General features: G+C 58.4%; 24 protein-coding genes. 7 read left to right on the top strand and 17 right to left on the bottom strand.

The features are described from left to right. Positions 1 to 74 precede the first annotated feature (74 nt). Complete coding sequence (locus tag AC2FHX_RS16800; protein WP_142639130.1) at positions 75 to 884, bottom strand: division plane positioning ATPase MipZ; 810 nt, start codon at positions 882 to 884, stop codon at positions 75 to 77. A gap of 211 nt (positions 885 to 1,095) precedes the next feature. On the opposite strand from AC2FHX_RS16800, the gene AC2FHX_RS16795 reads away from it, so the two are divergent. Continuing rightward, positions 1,096 to 1,983 carry an AEC family transporter gene (locus tag AC2FHX_RS16795; protein WP_496692168.1) on the top strand — a complete coding sequence of 296 codons (888 nt, stop codon included), beginning with the start codon at positions 1,096 to 1,098 and terminating at the stop codon, positions 1,981 to 1,983. 79 nt (positions 1,984 to 2,062) lie between these two features. Beyond that, positions 2,063 to 3,649 carry an MFS transporter gene (locus tag AC2FHX_RS16790; protein WP_496702920.1) on the top strand — a complete coding sequence of 529 codons (1,587 nt, stop codon included), beginning with the start codon at positions 2,063 to 2,065 and terminating at the stop codon, positions 3,647 to 3,649. Positions 3,650 to 3,755: 106 nt separating this feature from the next. Here the strand turns inward: AC2FHX_RS16790 and rpmE are convergent, their stop codons facing one another. Both rpmE and rplS read right to left on the bottom strand, forming a co-directional pair. Continuing rightward, positions 3,756 to 3,977, bottom strand: a complete 222-nt coding sequence (rpmE, locus tag AC2FHX_RS16785) for a 50S ribosomal protein L31 (protein ID WP_142639136.1) — start codon at positions 3,975 to 3,977, stop codon at positions 3,756 to 3,758. An 11-nt stretch (positions 3,978 to 3,988) separates the two neighbouring features. Beyond that, complete coding sequence (gene rplS / locus AC2FHX_RS16780; RefSeq protein WP_142639138.1) at positions 3,989 to 4,372, bottom strand: 50S ribosomal protein L19; 384 nt, start codon at positions 4,370 to 4,372, stop codon at positions 3,989 to 3,991. Positions 4,373 to 4,753: 381 nt separating this feature from the next. Here rplS and AC2FHX_RS16775 point away from each other — a divergent pair, with 381 nt between their 5' ends. Continuing rightward, the gene (locus tag AC2FHX_RS16775; protein WP_496702922.1) at positions 4,754 to 5,557 is read left to right on the top strand and encodes a glycoside hydrolase family 25 protein; all 804 of its coding nucleotides are present in this window, start codon (positions 4,754 to 4,756) and stop codon (positions 5,555 to 5,557) included. Here the strand turns inward: AC2FHX_RS16775 and AC2FHX_RS16770 are convergent. From AC2FHX_RS16770 to AC2FHX_RS16715, 12 genes are all read right to left on the bottom strand, one after another. After that, on the bottom strand, positions 5,554 to 5,676 hold the full coding sequence (locus AC2FHX_RS16770) for a hypothetical protein (RefSeq protein WP_496702924.1): 123 nt from the start codon (positions 5,674 to 5,676) through the stop codon (positions 5,554 to 5,556). The two genes, AC2FHX_RS16775 and AC2FHX_RS16770, sit on opposite strands and share 4 nt — an antisense overlap. 15 nt (positions 5,677 to 5,691) lie before the next feature. Then, positions 5,692 to 6,501 (bottom strand): tRNA (guanosine(37)-N1)-methyltransferase TrmD, encoded by an 810-nt coding sequence (trmD, locus tag AC2FHX_RS16765; RefSeq protein WP_496702926.1) that lies wholly within the window; start codon positions 6,499 to 6,501, stop codon positions 5,692 to 5,694. Further along, positions 6,498 to 7,313, bottom strand: coding sequence for a hypothetical protein (locus tag AC2FHX_RS16760; protein ID WP_496702928.1), 816 nt, complete (start codon positions 7,311 to 7,313; stop codon positions 6,498 to 6,500). The genes trmD and AC2FHX_RS16760 overlap by 4 nt, the downstream gene beginning before the upstream one ends. After that, positions 7,313 to 7,816, bottom strand: coding sequence for a ribosome maturation factor RimM (gene rimM, locus AC2FHX_RS16755; protein ID WP_271951457.1), 504 nt, complete (start codon positions 7,814 to 7,816; stop codon positions 7,313 to 7,315). Before rimM ends, AC2FHX_RS16760 begins: the two co-directional genes overlap by 1 nt. Further along, on the bottom strand, positions 7,809 to 7,958 hold the full coding sequence (locus AC2FHX_RS16750; RefSeq protein WP_185956731.1) for a hypothetical protein: 150 nt from the start codon (positions 7,956 to 7,958) through the stop codon (positions 7,809 to 7,811). The genes rimM and AC2FHX_RS16750 overlap by 8 nt, the downstream gene beginning before the upstream one ends. A 4-nt stretch (positions 7,959 to 7,962) precedes the next feature. After that, complete coding sequence (gene bluB, locus AC2FHX_RS16745) at positions 7,963 to 8,598, bottom strand: 5,6-dimethylbenzimidazole synthase (RefSeq protein ID WP_496702930.1); 636 nt, start codon at positions 8,596 to 8,598, stop codon at positions 7,963 to 7,965. A gap of 12 nt (positions 8,599 to 8,610) precedes the next feature. Then, positions 8,611 to 9,000, bottom strand: a complete 390-nt coding sequence (gene rpsP / locus AC2FHX_RS16740; RefSeq protein WP_142639148.1) for a 30S ribosomal protein S16 — start codon at positions 8,998 to 9,000, stop codon at positions 8,611 to 8,613. A gap of 42 nt (positions 9,001 to 9,042) precedes the next feature. After that, the gene (locus AC2FHX_RS16735; protein WP_142639150.1) at positions 9,043 to 9,339 is read right to left on the bottom strand and encodes a chorismate mutase; all 297 of its coding nucleotides are present in this window, start codon (positions 9,337 to 9,339) and stop codon (positions 9,043 to 9,045) included. Next, positions 9,336 to 9,887 (bottom strand): GNAT family N-acetyltransferase, encoded by a 552-nt coding sequence (locus AC2FHX_RS16730; RefSeq protein ID WP_496702932.1) that lies wholly within the window; start codon positions 9,885 to 9,887, stop codon positions 9,336 to 9,338. Before AC2FHX_RS16730 ends, AC2FHX_RS16735 begins: the two co-directional genes overlap by 4 nt. After that, entirely contained in the window at positions 9,884 to 10,438 is a 555-nt protein-coding gene (locus AC2FHX_RS16725; RefSeq protein ID WP_142639154.1) for a GNAT family N-acetyltransferase, read from the bottom strand. The genes AC2FHX_RS16730 and AC2FHX_RS16725 overlap by 4 nt, the downstream gene beginning before the upstream one ends. Then, entirely contained in the window at positions 10,439 to 11,935 is a 1,497-nt protein-coding gene (gene ffh, locus AC2FHX_RS16720; protein ID WP_496702934.1) for a signal recognition particle protein, read from the bottom strand. A 161-nt stretch (positions 11,936 to 12,096) separates the two neighbouring features. Continuing rightward, positions 12,097 to 12,612 carry a hypothetical protein gene (locus tag AC2FHX_RS16715; protein ID WP_271951448.1) on the bottom strand — a complete coding sequence of 172 codons (516 nt, stop codon included), beginning with the start codon at positions 12,610 to 12,612 and terminating at the stop codon, positions 12,097 to 12,099. 88 nt (positions 12,613 to 12,700) lie between these two features. Between AC2FHX_RS16715 and AC2FHX_RS16710 the strand changes: the two genes are divergently transcribed. Continuing rightward, entirely contained in the window at positions 12,701 to 13,231 is a 531-nt protein-coding gene (locus tag AC2FHX_RS16710; protein WP_271951446.1) for a prolyl-tRNA synthetase associated domain-containing protein, read from the top strand. Here the strand turns inward: AC2FHX_RS16710 and AC2FHX_RS16705 are convergent, their stop codons facing one another. Both AC2FHX_RS16705 and AC2FHX_RS16700 read right to left on the bottom strand, forming a co-directional pair. Continuing rightward, positions 13,232 to 13,972: an aspartate/glutamate racemase family protein gene (locus AC2FHX_RS16705; protein ID WP_496702997.1), complete on the bottom strand. Its 741-nt coding sequence runs from the start codon at positions 13,970 to 13,972 to the stop codon at positions 13,232 to 13,234. It lies immediately after the preceding gene. A 66-nt stretch (positions 13,973 to 14,038) separates the two neighbouring features. Then, positions 14,039 to 14,620, bottom strand: coding sequence for an FMN-dependent NADH-azoreductase (locus tag AC2FHX_RS16700; protein WP_271951444.1), 582 nt, complete (start codon positions 14,618 to 14,620; stop codon positions 14,039 to 14,041). A 117-nt stretch (positions 14,621 to 14,737) separates the two neighbouring features. Between AC2FHX_RS16700 and AC2FHX_RS16695 the strand changes: the two genes are divergently transcribed. The 3 genes from AC2FHX_RS16695 to AC2FHX_RS16685 all read left to right on the top strand — a co-directional run bounded on the left by AC2FHX_RS16695 (position 14,738) and on the right by AC2FHX_RS16685 (position 16,860). Further along, positions 14,738 to 15,616, top strand: a complete 879-nt coding sequence (locus AC2FHX_RS16695; protein WP_142639300.1) for a LysR family transcriptional regulator — start codon at positions 14,738 to 14,740, stop codon at positions 15,614 to 15,616. Continuing rightward, positions 15,613 to 16,527, top strand: coding sequence for a DMT family transporter (locus tag AC2FHX_RS16690; RefSeq protein ID WP_496702937.1), 915 nt, complete (start codon positions 15,613 to 15,615; stop codon positions 16,525 to 16,527). Before AC2FHX_RS16695 ends, AC2FHX_RS16690 begins: the two co-directional genes overlap by 4 nt. Positions 16,528 to 16,596: 69 nt before the next feature. Further along, positions 16,597 to 16,860 (top strand): hypothetical protein, encoded by a 264-nt coding sequence (locus AC2FHX_RS16685; RefSeq protein ID WP_496702939.1) that lies wholly within the window; start codon positions 16,597 to 16,599, stop codon positions 16,858 to 16,860. The last annotated feature ends 8 nt before the right edge of the window (positions 16,861 to 16,868 follow it).

Here is a 16,868-nt window from a genome sequence, read left to right as displayed (position 1 = left end):
ACGATTGCCAGAAACGGATTTTCGTTTTTCCATTTGAGCGGCAGTATAGTCCGTCTACCCGTCGTAAAAAGCCTCTAAAAATCGATCTCAACACCCGGCAGGTTCAGCTCTTTCATCATGTCGCGCAATTCCTGACGTGCTGCGATGTTCGAGATGTTCAGCTGTTTGATCCCGATATCCTTGAGGTCCAATAGGGTCAGCCCGCGCGGGAACAGCTCTCGGAAAATAACGCGTTCGGAAAAGCCCGAAGCAACCCGGAAGCCGATGCGCTGCGACAGCATCTCGATCGCGCGCTGCATCTTTTCCTTGTTGACCATGCGTTGGGTACCGACGCGGTTGCGCACAACGACCCAGTCGATGGGCTTCAGGCCGGCTTGCGCGCGCAGCTGTCGGGCGTTCCAGACCATCTCGGAATAGACCGACGGGCCCAGAATTTTCTCACCCTTTGAATCGATGCGTGCCAGCAGGTCAAAATCGATAAAACTGTCGTTCAGCGGAGTGATCAGCGTATCAGCCAGCGAATGCGCCACCTGGCTGAGGCGGGTATGAGAGCCGGGGCAGTCGATCAGGATGAAATCGCTATCGCTTTCCAGCTCGGACACGGCCGCTGAGAGGCGGTGGTCATAGATGTTCTCGCCGGGTTTAAGCGTGCTTGCGTCAATTTCGGGCAGGTCATGGTGGCGGGGGCTGGGAAGGGTCAGGTCCGCGCTTTTCAGAAAGCTATTCCGGTTCTCGAAATACCGTCCCAAGCTGCGTTGCCGCAGGTCCAGATCCAGGGTGCTGACCTTGTGACCCAGGCGGGCGAGTGCGGTGGCCACATGCATGGACACAGTCGATTTGCCCGCGCCGCCCTTCTCGTTCCCCACTACGATAATATGTGCCATGCCTGTATTCCCAAGTCTCACCGTGTTTGCGTACACGTTGTTGCAGGCCACTATATGTTGTGGAAAGCGGGAAGGGAAGAACCCGAAACAATCTATGGCGGCATAAAAAGGCGGTGTTGCGGAAATCTCAGCCTGCCCATAGGCCGCTGACTTGCGAAAGCCAGGACTATGTTTCAATCTCCAGGCTTAAGGACTGTGAGAAAGACATGGCTTGGAGCATCTGTTTCTGAACGTACTGAATGTGGTGTTGCCGGTGCTGATCTGTGCCGGGGCTGGGTATGCACTGGCGTTGACTAAAACGCCCTTTGACAACAAGGTCATTGGCGCGATCGTTTCGCGGGTTGGATATCCCACACTGATCATCTCGCATCTGTCGGCCACAAAGATCGCTGTTGGAACGTTTCTGGACGTGATGGCCGCTGCGGTTTTGGCGATTGCCGGGTTTGGTGTTCTGGGATTTGCGGCGCTGAAGGTTATGCGCCTACCGGCGCGGGCCTTTCTGACGCCTCTGATGCATGGGAATGTGGGCAATATCGGATTGCCAATCACTTTGCTTGCGTTAGGCGATGCGGGGATGGCCTATACGATGGCATTTGTAGTGGTCGTTCTTGTCAGCATCTTCACTGTAGGGATGTGGATACCAGCCAAAGAGTTTTCGCCCAGAAAGCTCGCCACCTCGCCGATCATATATGCGGTGGTCCTATCGCTGGTGCTGATGGCCAGCGGCTATAGCCTGCCTCAGCCTGTTGCGAAGTCATTCGATATCCTGGGTGGGCTTTCCATCCCGCTGATGCTGCTGACTTTGGGCCACACATTGGCCAGCCTTCGGGTCAACCGCCTTGGGCGTGCGGTGATGCTGACCGCTTTGCACCTGGTGATGGCAGTTGCAATCGCCAGCGGGTTGGTCTGGGCCTTCGGCTTTACCGGCGCAGAGCGCGGCGCGGTGATCCTGTGCTGTTTGATGCCGTCTTCGGTGGCGACCTATTTGTTCATAGACCAGCATGTGCCGGAATATGGCCCCGATGTTGCCGGGTTCATACTGGTTTCGACCCTGACAACGATCATCGCTTTGCCGCTGGCGCTGTCCTACTGGATCTAAGGCTAGGCGGTTTGCACATTCCTGCTAAGCTGTCGGTGTGGCGCTCCATAGTCGTCGCCCGTATTTTAGGACGTATTTGATGTTACAAACGAATTCATCTGATTTCGGCGCACGCGTTGTATTGGTCATGACGGCGATTTGCATGGTTGTTGTAGGCTTTAACTCCACGGCGGTTGCGACCATCCTGCCTGATCTTAAGAATGAGTTCGATCTGTCGCCTTCGGACCTGCAATGGGTCATGGCCATTTATACCGTGGTCAGTGCCACGCTGGTGACGATTATCAGTCGGCTGGGTGATATCACGGGCAAGCTGGGCGTGTTTCTGGTTGGCATGATCGTTTTTGCCATAGGCTCTGCCTCGGCCTTGTTCGCGCAGGACGGGGCGATGATGCTGTTTGGCCGTGGGGCGCAGGGGGCAGGGGCCGCAGCGCTGTTTGGCACGTCGTTGCCCTTGTTGACTGCAGCGACCCCGGAGGAAAAACGCGCCAGCGTTACCGGAGCATGGGGCGCCATCGTCGGACTGTCGATCGGGATCGGCCCTATCCTTGGCGGCGCATTCGCCCATTACATCAGTTGGAGAGCCGTATTCGCCACCGATCTGATCCTGCTGACCACCGCGTTTATCATTGGCTTGACCGTGAGAAAACGGAACTATGTACCGAACACGCGACTGGCCGGTGCCCGGTTCGATTATCTCGGCGCTGTGGCTCTTGTGCTGTTTCTGGGGCCGCTATCATTTGCGCTGAGCAATGGGGAAAGTGGTGGATGGTGGGCACCGTTGACGCTGGTGCCGTTGGGTGTGGCCATGCTGGCCATGGTCGGCCTTGTGCTGGCTTCGCGCCGCAGTGAAGATCCGTTGGTCGAGCTGCGCTATTTCCTTCATCCGCGCTATTTCATGGCGGCAGCGGGGATGTTCCTTACCGGCTTTATGCTGTTTGGCTTTTTCGTCTATTTCAACACCTTCGTCCAATCGCCTGATACATTCGGGTACACGTCTATTGGGGCTGGGCTTGCGATTATGCCGTTGAGCCTGAGCATGTTCGCGGTCTCGGTCATCGCGCCCCGGTTTCTGGCGCCCTACAGCTTTCAGTGGCCCGTAGTGATTGGGCTGAGTGCTATGGCGGTTGGGTTTTTGTTGCTGACCACGATCACAGTGCCCACTCAATATGCGCAGATATGGTGGAAATTGATGATCGTCGGCATTGGCCTTGGCATCTGTTTTTCGCTGCTGCCGCGTCTTGGGTTGCGGCTTTTGCCGGACGAGCATGTAGGGCAGGGGTCAGGTGTGATCAATGCCTGTCTATACTTCGGGGCCACGCTGGGGGCTGTGGTCTGCGGCCTGGCCGAGGCCATCACTTCGCGCCGGGGTCTGACCGAAGTGATTGACGCGCTTCCGGCTGGCTCGACCCCGCGCGAAGATCTGGCCCATGCGCTGACCCACGGAACGCCCAGTCAGATCCAGCAGTTGATCGCAGGCATGGATCCAACATCGGGAAGTGCTCTGGCAAAGACCTTGCGCGACCTGCAGGACAACGCATTTGACAGCGCCATGATGGTGACGGCGATTGCGGCGCTGATCGGCGTGACGCTGGGGTTGATGTTGCTGCGCGGCCCTGTGCCCCCGGTGCACAGCGCGGCGGATCTGACACGCGCGACGAAACCCTGAGGGATTGATCCTGACGCGTTTCTTGCCAGGGCGGTGTCAGAGGTTTCGGGTAAAACGAAAAAGGCCGCCCAGAGGGGCGGCCTTTCGCATTCGAAACGGGTCAGGCTTAGAAGCCCAGACCTTCGTATTTCTTTTTGAACTTCGACACACGGCCACCGGCGTCCATCAGACGCGCGCCGCCACCGGTCCATGCGGGGTGCACGGAGGGGTCGATTTCCAGAGCCAGCTGATCGCCTTCGGAGCCCCAGGTGGATTTCATCTGAACTATGGTGCCATCGGTCATTTTGACGTCGATGACGTGATAATCGGGATGGATGTCTTTTTTCATCTTTCCGTTCCTTACGCTTCGGCGCCAGCTTTGGGCTTGTAGTTGGTGACCTCTGCGATACGTGCGGATTTACCGCGACGAGTGCGCAGATAGTACAGTTTGGCGCGACGAACGCGGCCACGGCGGACAACGGTGATGCTGTCGATATTGGTTGAATACAGCGGGAACACACGCTCCACGCCTTCACCAAAGGAAATCTTGCGCACGGTGAACGCACCGGCGATGGTGTTGCCACCTTTACGGGCGATGCAGACGCCTTCGTAGTTCTGAACACGGGTGCGCGACCCTTCGGTCACTTTAAAGCCGACACGAATGGTGTCACCGGCTTTGAAATCGGGGATGTCTTTCCCCAGGGCGGCAATCTGTTCCGCCTCAAGCTGTGCGATCAGGTCCATCGCAGTTTCTCCTATCTGCTCGTGGTTGGTCCACGAAGTTTGGGCACGGCCTGAGAGCTCTTGGTCTTCACCGGGTCCTGCGTACAGCCCGCCAGAGGTCAGATCGAATGTTCACTTGGTCTCTGGCCTGCTCGCCGCGCCGTGGCTGAAGAAAGCCGGGCGTCACGACATGATGCAAACCAAAACACCGGAGTCGCGAAGTTGCGGCACCGGATTGCGGTCATTTACGGGCATCGGGGGCAGGGATCAAGCCTAAATCGCGACGCAAGGCGGGGAAAACGGTGGGTTTCCGCCGCACGCAAACAGAACCATTGCCTTGCGGGGCTGATCAGGCAAACTGGACGTAATTATAAGAGCAGTCATTTGATACAGGATTAGATCATGCGCACCGCATTGATGCTTGCCGTCATGGCCTTTGCGACCCTGTCCTGCGGTCGCAGCAGCCCGCCGCCGCAACTGGTCGAGGCCCAGTCGTTTCCAGATGCTACGCCGCCCGCTGTGATCTTCCCAGCCTTTGCAGATGCAGACCCCCACGAATGGGAAGGGAGACATCCGGGGCATTACCCGGTGCACGGGCTGGACGTATCGCGCTGGCAAGGAGCGATAGACTGGCGCACCGCCAAGCAGTCAGGCGTTAGTTTCGTCTTTATCAAAGCGACCGAAGGGGGCGATGTGGCCGACCCCATGTTTGCCAGCCATCGGCAAGGTGCGCAGGCTGCGGGCGTGCCGTGGGGGGCATATCATTACTACTATTTCTGCCGGTCGGCGCGGGAACAGGCCCGCTGGTTCATCCAGAACGTACCCAAGGGATCGGATCTGCCACATGTGCTGGACATGGAGTGGACCCCGCATTCTAAGACCTGCACCCTGCGCCCCGATGGTGCGACGGTCCGGGCCGAGGCTCAACGGTTCCTGGATATCCTCGAACGCCACTATGGGCGCCGTCCGATCGTCTATACGACGGTGGATTTCTATGGTGATACGAATATCGGGCGGCTGCCCAAGACCGAGTTCTGGTTGCGTTCGGTCGCCGGTCATCCGCGAAATGTGTATCCCAAAGCGGTGTGGCGGCTCTGGCAATACACCGGCACCGGGCTGGTGCCCGGTGTTCAGGGGAGGGTTGATATCAATGTCTTCAACGGGCCACCGGAAATCTGGGCGCGCTGGAAATCTGGTAGCCCTTAGACTTTGGGCACCCCATAGGTTTCGATGGTGTCGCCCACGACGAAGTGATCAAGCCTGCATTCGCGCTTTTCCCCCCCCGAATAATTCTGCAACCGGGACCGCTCAGCTGCGGGGCTCATGCCACACTGGGGATGTCAGTCAGACGTCTCTTCCTGTTCACCCAGATAGGCCTCCCACAGATCGGGTCGCCGTTCGCGGGTGATCTGTTCGGACATATCGTGACGCCATTCGGCGATGCGACCATGATGGCCTGACATCAAAATCTCGGGGATTGGGCGGCCTTTCCATTCGGCCGGGCGGGTGTACTGGGGGTGCTCCAGCAGGCCCGACGAAAAACTCTCTTCTTCGGCCGAGGCCTGATTGCCCAGAACGCCGGGGATCAGACGCACCGTGGCGTCGATCAGCGCTTGCGCGGCAATCTCGCCTCCGGTCATCACGAAATCCCCTAGCGAGACCTCTTGGACGCCGTAATGCTCCAGCACCCGTTCATCAACACCTTCAAACCGCCCACATAGCAGGGTCATGCCATCACAGCGCGCGAGGTTCTGCATCATGCGCTGGTCCATGCGGCGACCGCGCGGGCTAAGGTAGATCAGAGGCCAGTTTCCTTGCGCCTCGGTCATCGTGTGCTCGATTGCTTCGCCCAATACATCTGAGCGCAACACCATCCCCGCTCCGCCGCCGGCCGGGGTGTCGTCCACATTGCGATGCTTGCCGACACCGAACTGACGCAGGTCAACGGTTTCCAGCTGCCACAACCCTTCTTGCAGGGCTTTTCCAGTCAGGCTTTCGCCAAGAACTCCGGGAAAGGCCGACGGAAACAAGGTGATGATCTTGGCCTTCCACACCCCATGCAAATCGGGCGTGGGCGTAAGCAGTTCGCGCGGTTTCAGCGTAGGACGGATCGCCTTGCGACCATGAGATTTCGGGGACGTATCAGTCATGATGTACCAATCAGGTCTGTCTGCGCGCGTTCAATCACGGCAGTCTTTTGCGCAACCAGAGCCGCTTCGTCCAGGCGCGAACGGTTCAGTTCCAGCAACTCGGACAGGACGTCTTCGGGGAGCCGGGTATTGACCTGGGTCGGAGGCACCAGAAGGTTGGCCTTTTCACGCGACAGGTCCATAAATCCGGCAAAGGGGTCGCCAGGTCCAAGCCGTCGCAGTTGCAAATCTTCCAGCCATTCAGTCGTAACAGAGACGGAAGGCAGCTTTTCCTTGATGCGGCTGACGGTGTCTTGCAGCGGGGGCAGGTGGTCCAGGTTGTCGCGAAAGGTTTCAAAGTCAAAAACCTGTCGCATCCGTTCCAGATCATGTGCCCACAGGCTGCGCAACCAGCCTCCGCGCTGGCGCAGAGACAGGTATATCGTGATCTCAACCTCTTGCCCTGAAAATCGCTGGCGAATTGAATCCACCAGACAGGCAGCCAGATCGGGGGCCGCAGCATAGCCTTGGTCGATATTGCGGCTGGGCCTGAGGCCGGCGAAGTTTTCTTCGCTCAGGATCAGTCCCCGCTTGTCGCCGAAATCCAGGCTGTCCAGAAATTCGCACAACTGACTGCCAAACTCGGAGAGGGTTCCCACTGTTCCATAGACGGAATGGTTGGTGGCCGCGCGGGACAGGCCGGAATTGCGGGTGCGATACGGTAGGACCAGCGCAAAATGCGGCCAAATCAGCTCGCGATTTTCATAGAGGAAGGATTGCGCTGCTGTTGTGCCAGTTTTGTGCAGGCCCAGATGCAGCAGGACCCGACGCATCAGATCAGCCCTTCGGGCGGGTCGGCGACGATGCGGCCCTGTTCCAGATCAACTGTAGGAACCGACTCGAGTGTGAACGGTAGCAAAACAGTGGAATTCAGGCCCGGCCCGTGCAATTCCAACAGGTCCGCCGCACCGTGGTTCTGGACAGATTTAACCTGACCCAGCAACGCGCCCCCTGTGTCATAGACCGCAAGCCCGATTAAATCTGTGTGGTAGAACTCGTCATCAGGTAGCGAAGGCAACTGATCGCGCCGCGCAAACAGGCGCAGCCCCTTCAGGTCGTCTGCCTGTTCCTTGGTTTCAACTCCGCCCAATCTGGCGGCAAAGCCATTCTTGATTGGACGAGTCAGGACCAGCGGATAGCGTTCCGCGCCCTGTTCATCCGTCAGCGGCGAATAGGCTTCGATATCCTCAGGGATCGCGCAATAGCTTTTCAGGCGCACTTCGCCGCGCACCCCGTATGAGCCCGCAACACTTCCTACGCAGATCAGGTCATTCATTTGGTCCATCCACCGTCACACATAGCCCGTCTTGCCATAACCCGCGTGCCTCACACGCTTCGCGCTGGTTCGAGCGTTCGAAAAACACGCCCACAATAAAGGCGATCATCAACAGGATAGGAAGCCGTAATAGTCCGAACATATGTCTATCGTACCTCCACAAGCAGGTTGTCGTCGCGGAATTCCCAGCCAGATTGCTGCAACTCGGGGGTTTCCGAGTGCTTCTCGGGCCATCCGACACAGAAGTAACCGATCAACCGCCAGCTATCCGACACATTCAGATCACGCGCCATTTGTTCTGGGTCCAGAATAGACACCCATCCCAAACCCAACCCTTCGGCCCGCAAGGCAAGCCAGAACAGGGTGACTGCCGAGACCACGGAATAGCGCCGCATCTCGGGCATCGAACCTGCACCCAAACCGCGCCCCTTGTCGGTGGAATCGTCGCAGAACACGGCCAGCTGCACCGGTGCTTCCTGCATTCCCGTCAGTTTCAGCTGACTGTAGAGCCGCGCATTGTCGCCCGAGTATCCCTTTAAGGCCTGGGCATTCGCCGCCTGAAAGTTCTTAAGCGCAGCCTCACGCGCGGCGGTACTTTCGACTCGGACCACACGCCAAGGCTCGCTGAGCCCCACAGAAGGCGCCAGTCGAAACGCGTCGAGGCAGCGCGTCAGCACTGCCTCGTTCACAGCTTCGTCGCGAAACCGGCGCACGTCGCGCCGGAGCCGCAACAACAGATCGAACTGCGCGCGAAAATCGTCGGTAAAGGTCTGATCCCGCACGCGCCGCCCTGCTTACTCTTCTGCTGCTGCTTCTTCAGCAGGCGCAGCAGCAGCTTCGGCAGCTTCAGCGGCCTTTGCAGCTTTTTCTTCCGCGCGCTCCTGAGCTTTCTTGCCCGGGGTACCCTTGTTGGGGTTGCTACGCTCAGCTTTTTCCTTGGCGCCGGCTGCTTCCAGCATGCGGGCGATCCGGTCGGTGGGCTGGGCGCCCTGGTCCAGCCAGTACTGGATGCGCTCCATGTCCATTTTAACGCGCTCTTCGTTGTCTTTCGGCAGCAGCGGGTTGTAGGTGCCCAGCTTTTCGATGAAACGGCCGTCGCGCGGCATGCGGCTGTCGGCAGCCACGATGCGGTAGAAGGGACGCTTTTTCGAGCCGCCGCGGGCGAGACGAATTTTCATTGCCATGGTGGTATCTCCTTTAGATGGCGTGTGCCGGGAACGGCCCGGTCAATTCTGGTGTTTCTTATGGTGTCGGATGACTTCCTGAATGATGAAATTCAGAAAAGCCTTGGCGAAATCGGGGTCAAGATCGGCCTCTTTCGCCAGGTCTTCTAACCGTGCGATCTGCGCAGCTTCGCGCGTGGGATCGGACGGGGGAAGGTCGTGTGCCGCTTTCAGTTTGCCAACGGCTTGTGTGTGCTTGAACCGCTCGCCCAGTGTGTAAACCAGAATCGCGTCCAAGCGATCGATGCTTTCGCGGTGGTCCTTGAGCAACGCGGCAGCCTGAGTCACGGGATTGGTCATTGGCCGGTCCTTTCGGTGGTCAAAGCAGGTTCGGATAAATCAAGCATGGGATGGCGCCAGACCTGGCAGGGCTTGCCCATCACTTCGCCTTCGCGCTCGAAGCTGGCCCCCATACGCTCGGCCAAGGCACGAGAGCGCGTGTTTTCATGCGCGATATAGCTGATGACGCCATTCAAACCTTGTTGGCGTGCAGCATAGTCGCGAGCTGCAAGGGCTGCCTCGAAAGCCAGACCTTTGCCTTCCGCCCGTTCCATCAGGGTCCAGCCGAGTTCGGGTTCGTCCCAGCCAGGTACATCAATGATGCCAACCCCGCCAACAAAGCGACCGCTGGATTTCTCGGTCAGATGCCAAAGGCCGTAGCCTTTCAGCGCCCAGTGACCCAGACGTGTTGCCAGAGAGCTCCAGCTGCCCACCTGATCCCGCGGACCGCCAACCATATGGCTGCGCTCGGATGCATAGAAGGCAGTCAACTCAGGCAGGTCATCCGCATGCGGGGCCCGCAGAACAAGGCGTTCAGTTTCGATGATCGGGATGGAGAACGTCGTCATGCGTATGCCTCCACTCCACCGTTCTCAAGGTCTGATGGAGCCGGGTGCCGCCAAACCTGCATCTCGCCATAGGCCGGGTGTTTATAGATGCTGTCAAACCGCGCACCCAATCGATCGGCCACGGCTCTGCTTGCCAGATTGTCGGGGTCGATCAGAGAAATAGCAGTATCCCAGCCCAGTACGTCATAGGCATATGTCCGTGCGGCGAGCGCCGCCTCGGTCGCGTATCCTTTGCCTGTTGCGCTGCTCATCAGTGTCCAGCCGATTTCCGGCTCAGGCCAGCTATGCGGAAACCACAGCCCTACATGACCGATGTATTTGCCGGCGCCTTTTTCCTCTACCGCCCAATACCCATAGCCGCGAAGGGTCCAGTGACCCAGCAGTAGGGCAAGTGTCCGCCATGTCTCATCCGCACGCTTGGGACCGCCGACGAATTTCGATGCGTCGCTGGCAAAGAATGCTTCCAGCGCGCTGAAATCGTCCTCGCACGGGGCGCGCAGGATCAGGCGTTCGGTTTCAAGCCGGGGGATATGAGGTGCAGCGGCGGTCATTTACTTCTTTTTGCCAAATCCGCTGAGGCCCGGAGGCAGGGCCATGCCTCCGCCCATTCCGGGCATCTTGCCACCCATCGCTTTGGCCGCCTGCTCCAGCGCCTTGGGGTCCATGCCTGCCGCCATGTCTTCTGGCGAGGGGCCGCCTTTACCAAACATGCCCTTCATGGCCTGTTTCAGCATCTTGCCTTTGCCCATCTTGCCCATCTTCTTCATCATGTCCGACATCTGCCGGTGCATCTTGAGCAGCTTGTTGAGGTCGCTGACCTCCATACCCGAACCCGCCGCGATACGTTTCTTGCGGCTGGCTTGCAGCAGTTGCGGGTTGGCGCGTTCACGCTTGGTCATGGATTGGATCAAGGCGATCTGGCGCTTGAGCACCTTGTCATCCATGCCCGATTCTTCGACTTGTTTGGCCATCTTGCCCATGCCCGGCATCATGCCCATCATGCCCTGCATGCCGCCCATCTGGATCATCTGTTCCAGCTGCATCTTCAGGTCGTTCATGTTGAACTGACCTTTGACCATGCGCTTCATCATGCGCTCGGTCTGTTCCATCTCCATCGTTTCCTGGGCCTTTTCGACCAGGGCCACGATGTCGCCCATGCCCAGAATACGACCGGCGATCCGGTCCGGCTCAAAGGTATCAAGCGCGTCCATTTTTTCGCCCAAGCCCACAAAGCGGATGGGCTTGCCGGTAACTGCGCGCATCGACAGCGCCGCACCGCCGCGCCCGTCACCGTCCATCCGGGTCAGAACCACGCCCGAGATGCCGACCTTGGCTTCGAATTCTTCGGCCACTTCGACAGCAACTTGACCGGTCAGGCCATCGACCACCAGCAGGGTTTCACGCGGGTCAACCGCGTTGCGGACCTGCTCGACTTCACCCATCAGCACTTCGTCGATGTGCAAACGGCCTGCGGTATCCAGCATGTAGACGTCATAGCCGCCCAATGTGGCCTGCTGTTTGGCACGTTTGGCGATATCGACGGGTTTCTGGCCCGGTACGATCGGCAGAGTGTCGACACCAACCTGTGTACCCAGAACCGCCAGCTGATCCATCGCCGCCGGGCGATAAACATCCAGCGAGGCCATCAGGACCTTCTTGCCCTCTTTCTCTTTCAGGCGTTTGGCCAGCTTACCGGTGGTTGTCGTCTTACCCGAACCCTGCAGGCCGACCATCAGGATCGGGGCAGGCGGGTTGTCGATCTTCAGAACGCCGGGGTCTTCCTCACCGCGCAGCACCTCGACCAGCGTGTCATGCACGATCTTGACGACCTGCTGGCCCGGGGTGATCGACTTGGTAACAGCCTGACCGGTGGCTTGGTCCTGCACCTTCTTGACGAACTCACGCGCGACCGGCAGCGAGACGTCAGCCTCAAGCAAGGCAACCCGTACTTCGCGCAGGGCGGTCTTGACGTCTTCTTCGGACAGCGCACCCTGTTTGGTCAGCCGGTCAAAGACGCCAGAGAGGCGTTCGGATAGATTTTCAAACATGCCTGCGGCCTCCTTAGCCGGTTATCTGGTGGCGCTTCTCAGATAAGAAACACCGGTTAAATACACAATTGCCCCCACGGGCGAAACTCGCTGGTGGGGGGCGATCCCTGAACGACTCAAGGGACCGGAAGATCTGAGGCTTCCGGATGTTGCGGTGGGATTTAGGCTGATTGACTGTCCGAGTCAACCACGTTCACTTTGGCCCAGTGGTTCATTAGGGCCATTGCACTGTGTGTTTGACCTGACCATTGGGTATACGCATTGATTAGAGGTATCGAAGACGCGCCATCAGTGCGGGCAAAATGCAGCACTGGTCGACAAGAGTGGCGGCCTTCTTGGCTGTTCTCCGGTTGCATCTCTGCACAGCGGAAATCGGACAACTTGTGGGTTTCGGTTTGATAAGTCATCAGAACGTTGCGGCGCTGAATAGTGACCGTGTCACTTGGTTTGTCAAAAATGACCTGAATGCGCTGTACTAAATGGTGTCCCATAAACCCGACGATGCAGAATACTATCGACAGTATCAGAATGGTTTCGAGCAGGCTATTTTCACTACGAAAATACCCTCCTGCGGCGCTTGCAACGAAGATCATAAGAAAGCCGATCAAAGACAAGCCGGTCAACCAGGGCACATAAGACACTATTAGCTGGTTCGAATTGTTGCGCGTCACTTTCATGGCGGCACGCTAGCACCCGTTTTGCGGTTTGTCTCGGCTTGAAATCGTGCCCGTGTTGGGCGATGAGCGAGGTAGACAGGAGGTTCCCATGGACGCATCATCCGCTTTTCAAGACACATTGCCGCTCAGTTCCGATGGGCTGTTGGCGCAGCTGGATGCGTGGGGCCTGACCTATAGGCTGCATACCCACATCCCGCTGCGCACGGTTGAGGATGCGAAAGGCGTCGAAGATCAGTTTCTTGTGCCGGGTGAGCGTACCCTGCGCCTCAAGAACCTCTATCTGCGCGATAAGAAAAAGCGGAACTATCTGGTGACGCTGGAACAGAGCCGCGACATCGACCTCAAGGCGCTGGGCGCCGAGCTGGGTGTCGGCAGCCTGTCCTTTGGCTCGGCGGATCGGCTGTTGCAAAACCTCGGCATCCGCCCTGGGGCTGTCAGCCCGCTGGCGATGATCAACGGGGTGCAGAATGATGTACGCTTTTACATGGATGCTGCCGCACAACAGGTCGATGTGATCAACATGCATCCCTTGGTCAACGACCGCACAGTTGCCATATCGCGCGCTGATTTGATGGCCTTCTTCGATCGGATTACATGCGCGGTGAACTGGCTGCCCTGATCAGGGCACTAACGCTTCGTCCAGGGCCGCGGCCACATGTGCAGCGGACGGGTTGATGAACAGATGCCCGTCAGCCTCGAACACAGGGTCGTCCAGATGATCGGGAAAGGCCAGCGGCAGTTCCGTGCAGGCCAGAAGGATTGCGCTTCCGGGTTCGGCATGCCGGTTACAAAAGGCCAGCAGGCGCGCACGGGCGCTTTCTGACGCGCCGCCGTAGAAATCACCGTCGATCATCGCTTGCATCTTTGCAATTTCGCTTTCGGGCAGGCGGGCGTTTGCGCTGATGCCAATCTCGCCCAGCTTGTTGGCATAGTGCGTCGCCTGCATCGTTACCGTGGTGCCCAGAACCAGCGCGCGCGTGGCGTCTGTCGAGGCCGTAACCTCGGCGGTTGCATCGAAGATGCTGAGAATGGGCATCGTAACGCCCTGTCGGATTGCATGCAGCCGCGCGTGGGGTGTGTTCGAGGCGATAATCCCAAAGTCACAGCCAGCGGCTTCAAGAGTTAACAAAGCTTCCCGAAATACAGCATCAAATCCGGCCCAACTGGCCTCATCGCCAGCGACGCCACGCAGGGCACGGGTTTTAGCCTGGGTCACGGACTCGATGGTCATGGGTGGGATGGGCAGAGGGGATCCATGTCCGCGCTGGGCGAAAAACCGCCCCGAGCCTTCGGCAATCGCGCGGTAATAATCAACGGTCGAGGCCCAGCCCACGCCGCCCAGAATGCCGATCTTTTTCATTGCGTGCGTCCAGTCTGCCCATTTGGTATCCAGGACAGACTGGACGCTTTCTGAGGTGAAGGTCAATCAGGCTGCCAGTTGCGAAACCGCATTTCGTGCATTGCTGAGAGAACCTTCGGCATCCAGCGCCAACTGGTCGGCGGCGACGATTTCCACGTCATGAATACCGATAAAGCCTAGTACATGCTTGGCATAGGTGGTGGCAAAATCGACATCAGACCCGACAGCTGTGCCACCCGACGCCACGGCTAATACCGCGCGCTTTCCATCCAACAGGCCTTTTGGACCGCTTTCGGAATACGAAAAGGTCACTCCGACGCGGGCAATCAGGTCGATCCAGGCTTTGAACGCCGCGGGCACCGAGAAATTGTAGATCGGCAGGCCTATGACAAGCGTATCGGCTTGCTGCAGTTCAGTTACCAGTTCGTCAGACAGGGATAACTGGTCCTGTTGCATGGCACTGCGCTGATCGGCAGGGGTGAAATTTGCGCTGACCCAGGCTTCGGTCAGCAGCGGTAGAGGTGTGGCAAGGTCACGGCGAATTATGCGGTCAGCGCCCAAGTGATTGACGATGCGTGCCGACAGGTCACGAGTGGTCGAGCCTTCGCGGCGGGCCGATGCGTCGATATGCAGGATAGTTTTGGTCATGGTTCAATTTCCTTTGGTGTACAGGATGTGTCTTGGCCCGATATGAGCGTTGCGCGAGCGAACAAAACTCTGGTAAGTCAACAGGGTCTGTTAGAATTTGCACAATGGAAAACCGCAGTGGACAACTGGGACGAGGTAAGAACCGCCTATCAGGTGGCGCGTATGGGAACGGTCAGTGGCGCGGCCGAGGTGCTGGGTGTGCATCATGCCACCGTCATTCGCCACATTGATGCAATTGAGGCCCGGCTGGCGGTCAAGTTGTTCCAGCGCCATGCGCGTGGCTATACCCCGACCGAAGCCGGAGAGGACCTGTTGCGTGTGGCACAGGCGACTGAGGATCAGTTCAATCAACTGATCGGCCGTATGAAGGGTCGAGGTGATGACGTGTCGGGCGAGTTGGTCGTGACGTCGCTGTCCTCTCTGGCATCTCTGGTGGTGCCGGTTCTTGCCGAGTTTCAGCGACGGCACCCGGAACTGATCGTTCGGTATCTGACCGGTGATCGGCTGTTTCGTCTGGAATATGGCGAGGCGCACGTGGCGATCCGTGCCGGGTCAGCGCCTGATCAGCCCGACAACGTGGTTCAGTCCTTTATGAAGCAAGAGGTCGGGTTATACGCCAGCACCGATTATGTCGCGCTGCACGGCAAGCCTGGCAGCCTCGATGACTTTGCAGATCATTCTTTCATCAGTACCGATGACGAAAACAGCCGAGCGCCGTTTTCCCGCTGGTTGCGCCAGACCGTGCCAGCCGAGCGCATCACCTTCCGTTGTACCAACAACTTCTGTATCCGCGAGGCGGTCCTGTCCGGCGCGGGTATCGGTTTCATGCCACGTTGGTCAGCTGCAGGAGACCCGAATCTGGTCGAAGTGATCGACCCGATGCCGGAGTGGTTTGGTGATCTGTGGCTTGTTACCCATGTGGATCTGCATCGCACGACCAAGGTGCAGGCCTTTCTGACCTATCTGAAAGAGCAATCCAAGAGCTGGGCAAAATGAGTCAACAGGCGCGTGGCCATCTGGCCATGCTGATTTTTTCGGCCCTGGTTGCAGGGAGTTTCTCGCTGGGGTCACTGATCGCCAATCAGATCGCGCCCGAAGCCATTACCGCGGCCCGGTTCGGCATCGCATCCGTGGTGATTGGGGGTGCCGCCCTTATGACCACCGGCCTGCCGCGCAGCGCGGCACAAGCCCCGTGGCGCTATTTGGTTCTGGGCGGAGTATTCGCGGCCTATTTCGTGTTGATGTTCTACGGGTTGAAAACTGCACCGCCTGTCAACGCGGCAGCGGTCTTTACGCTGACTCCGGTTATGACCGCATTCGCCGGTTGGATCTTGTTGCGCCAGATCACCACACCAAGGATGGCGCTTGCACTGACCCTTGGGGCAGTCGGGGCGCTGTGGGTGATCTTTCGCGCCGATTGGCAAGCCGTGCGGGCGTTCGATATCGGGCAGGGGGAAATCATCTATTTCTGGGGCTGTGTCGCGCATGCTTTGTATACCCCCCTTGTACGCAAGCTGAACCGTGGAGAGCCTGCAGTGGTGTTTACCTTTGGTACGCTTCTGGCGGGATGCCTAATGCTGACGATCTACGGGTGGTCCGAGATCCGTGCTACCGACTGGGCGAACCTGCCAGCGATAGTCTGGGTGGGTTTGATTTATGTTTCGGTCTTTGCAACCGCGGCCAGTTTCGTGCTGGTTCAGTATTCAACGCTGCGCCTGCCATCGGCAAAGGTGATGGCTTATACTTATCTGGTTCCCAGTTGGGTCATTCTGTGGGAAATCTCTCTGGGGCAGCAGGCGGTTGGCCCTGTCGTCTATTTTGGTGCCGGTCTGACGATCCTGGCCCTGGTTTTGCTGCTGAAATCCGAGGAGGACAAACCCGCGCGTCCTTTGCCGCAAGCCGATTGAACTTGTGAAACGACCAAATTGTGTCAGGCTTGGCCCTAGACCAGAATATTAAACGTCCAAGGGGACGACATGAAACCAGTTCTTTCCATAATGATATTGGTGGTTTGCGGCGCCTGTGCCGGGTCATCTGAAACGGATTTACAAGCCAGTTGCGAGGCGCTGGTCGCAGCCGAAACCGGAACGCGGCCCGGAGATGTTCGGGCATTGTCCACCGATACCGAACCGGGCGGGTCGGTCACGACGGTTTCCGTTACCGGGGCCCAGGCCCCGTGGTTGTGTCGGGCGGACCCTTCGGGGGTCGTGACCGGTGTTGAATACAGTCAGGAAGGCTAGCCCGTTTC

This window comes from Ruegeria sp. CDSC042, from assembly GCF_059610745.1.
The sequence above is the reverse complement of the archived record's forward strand: the minus strand, read 5'-3'. Positions and strand labels throughout refer to the sequence as shown.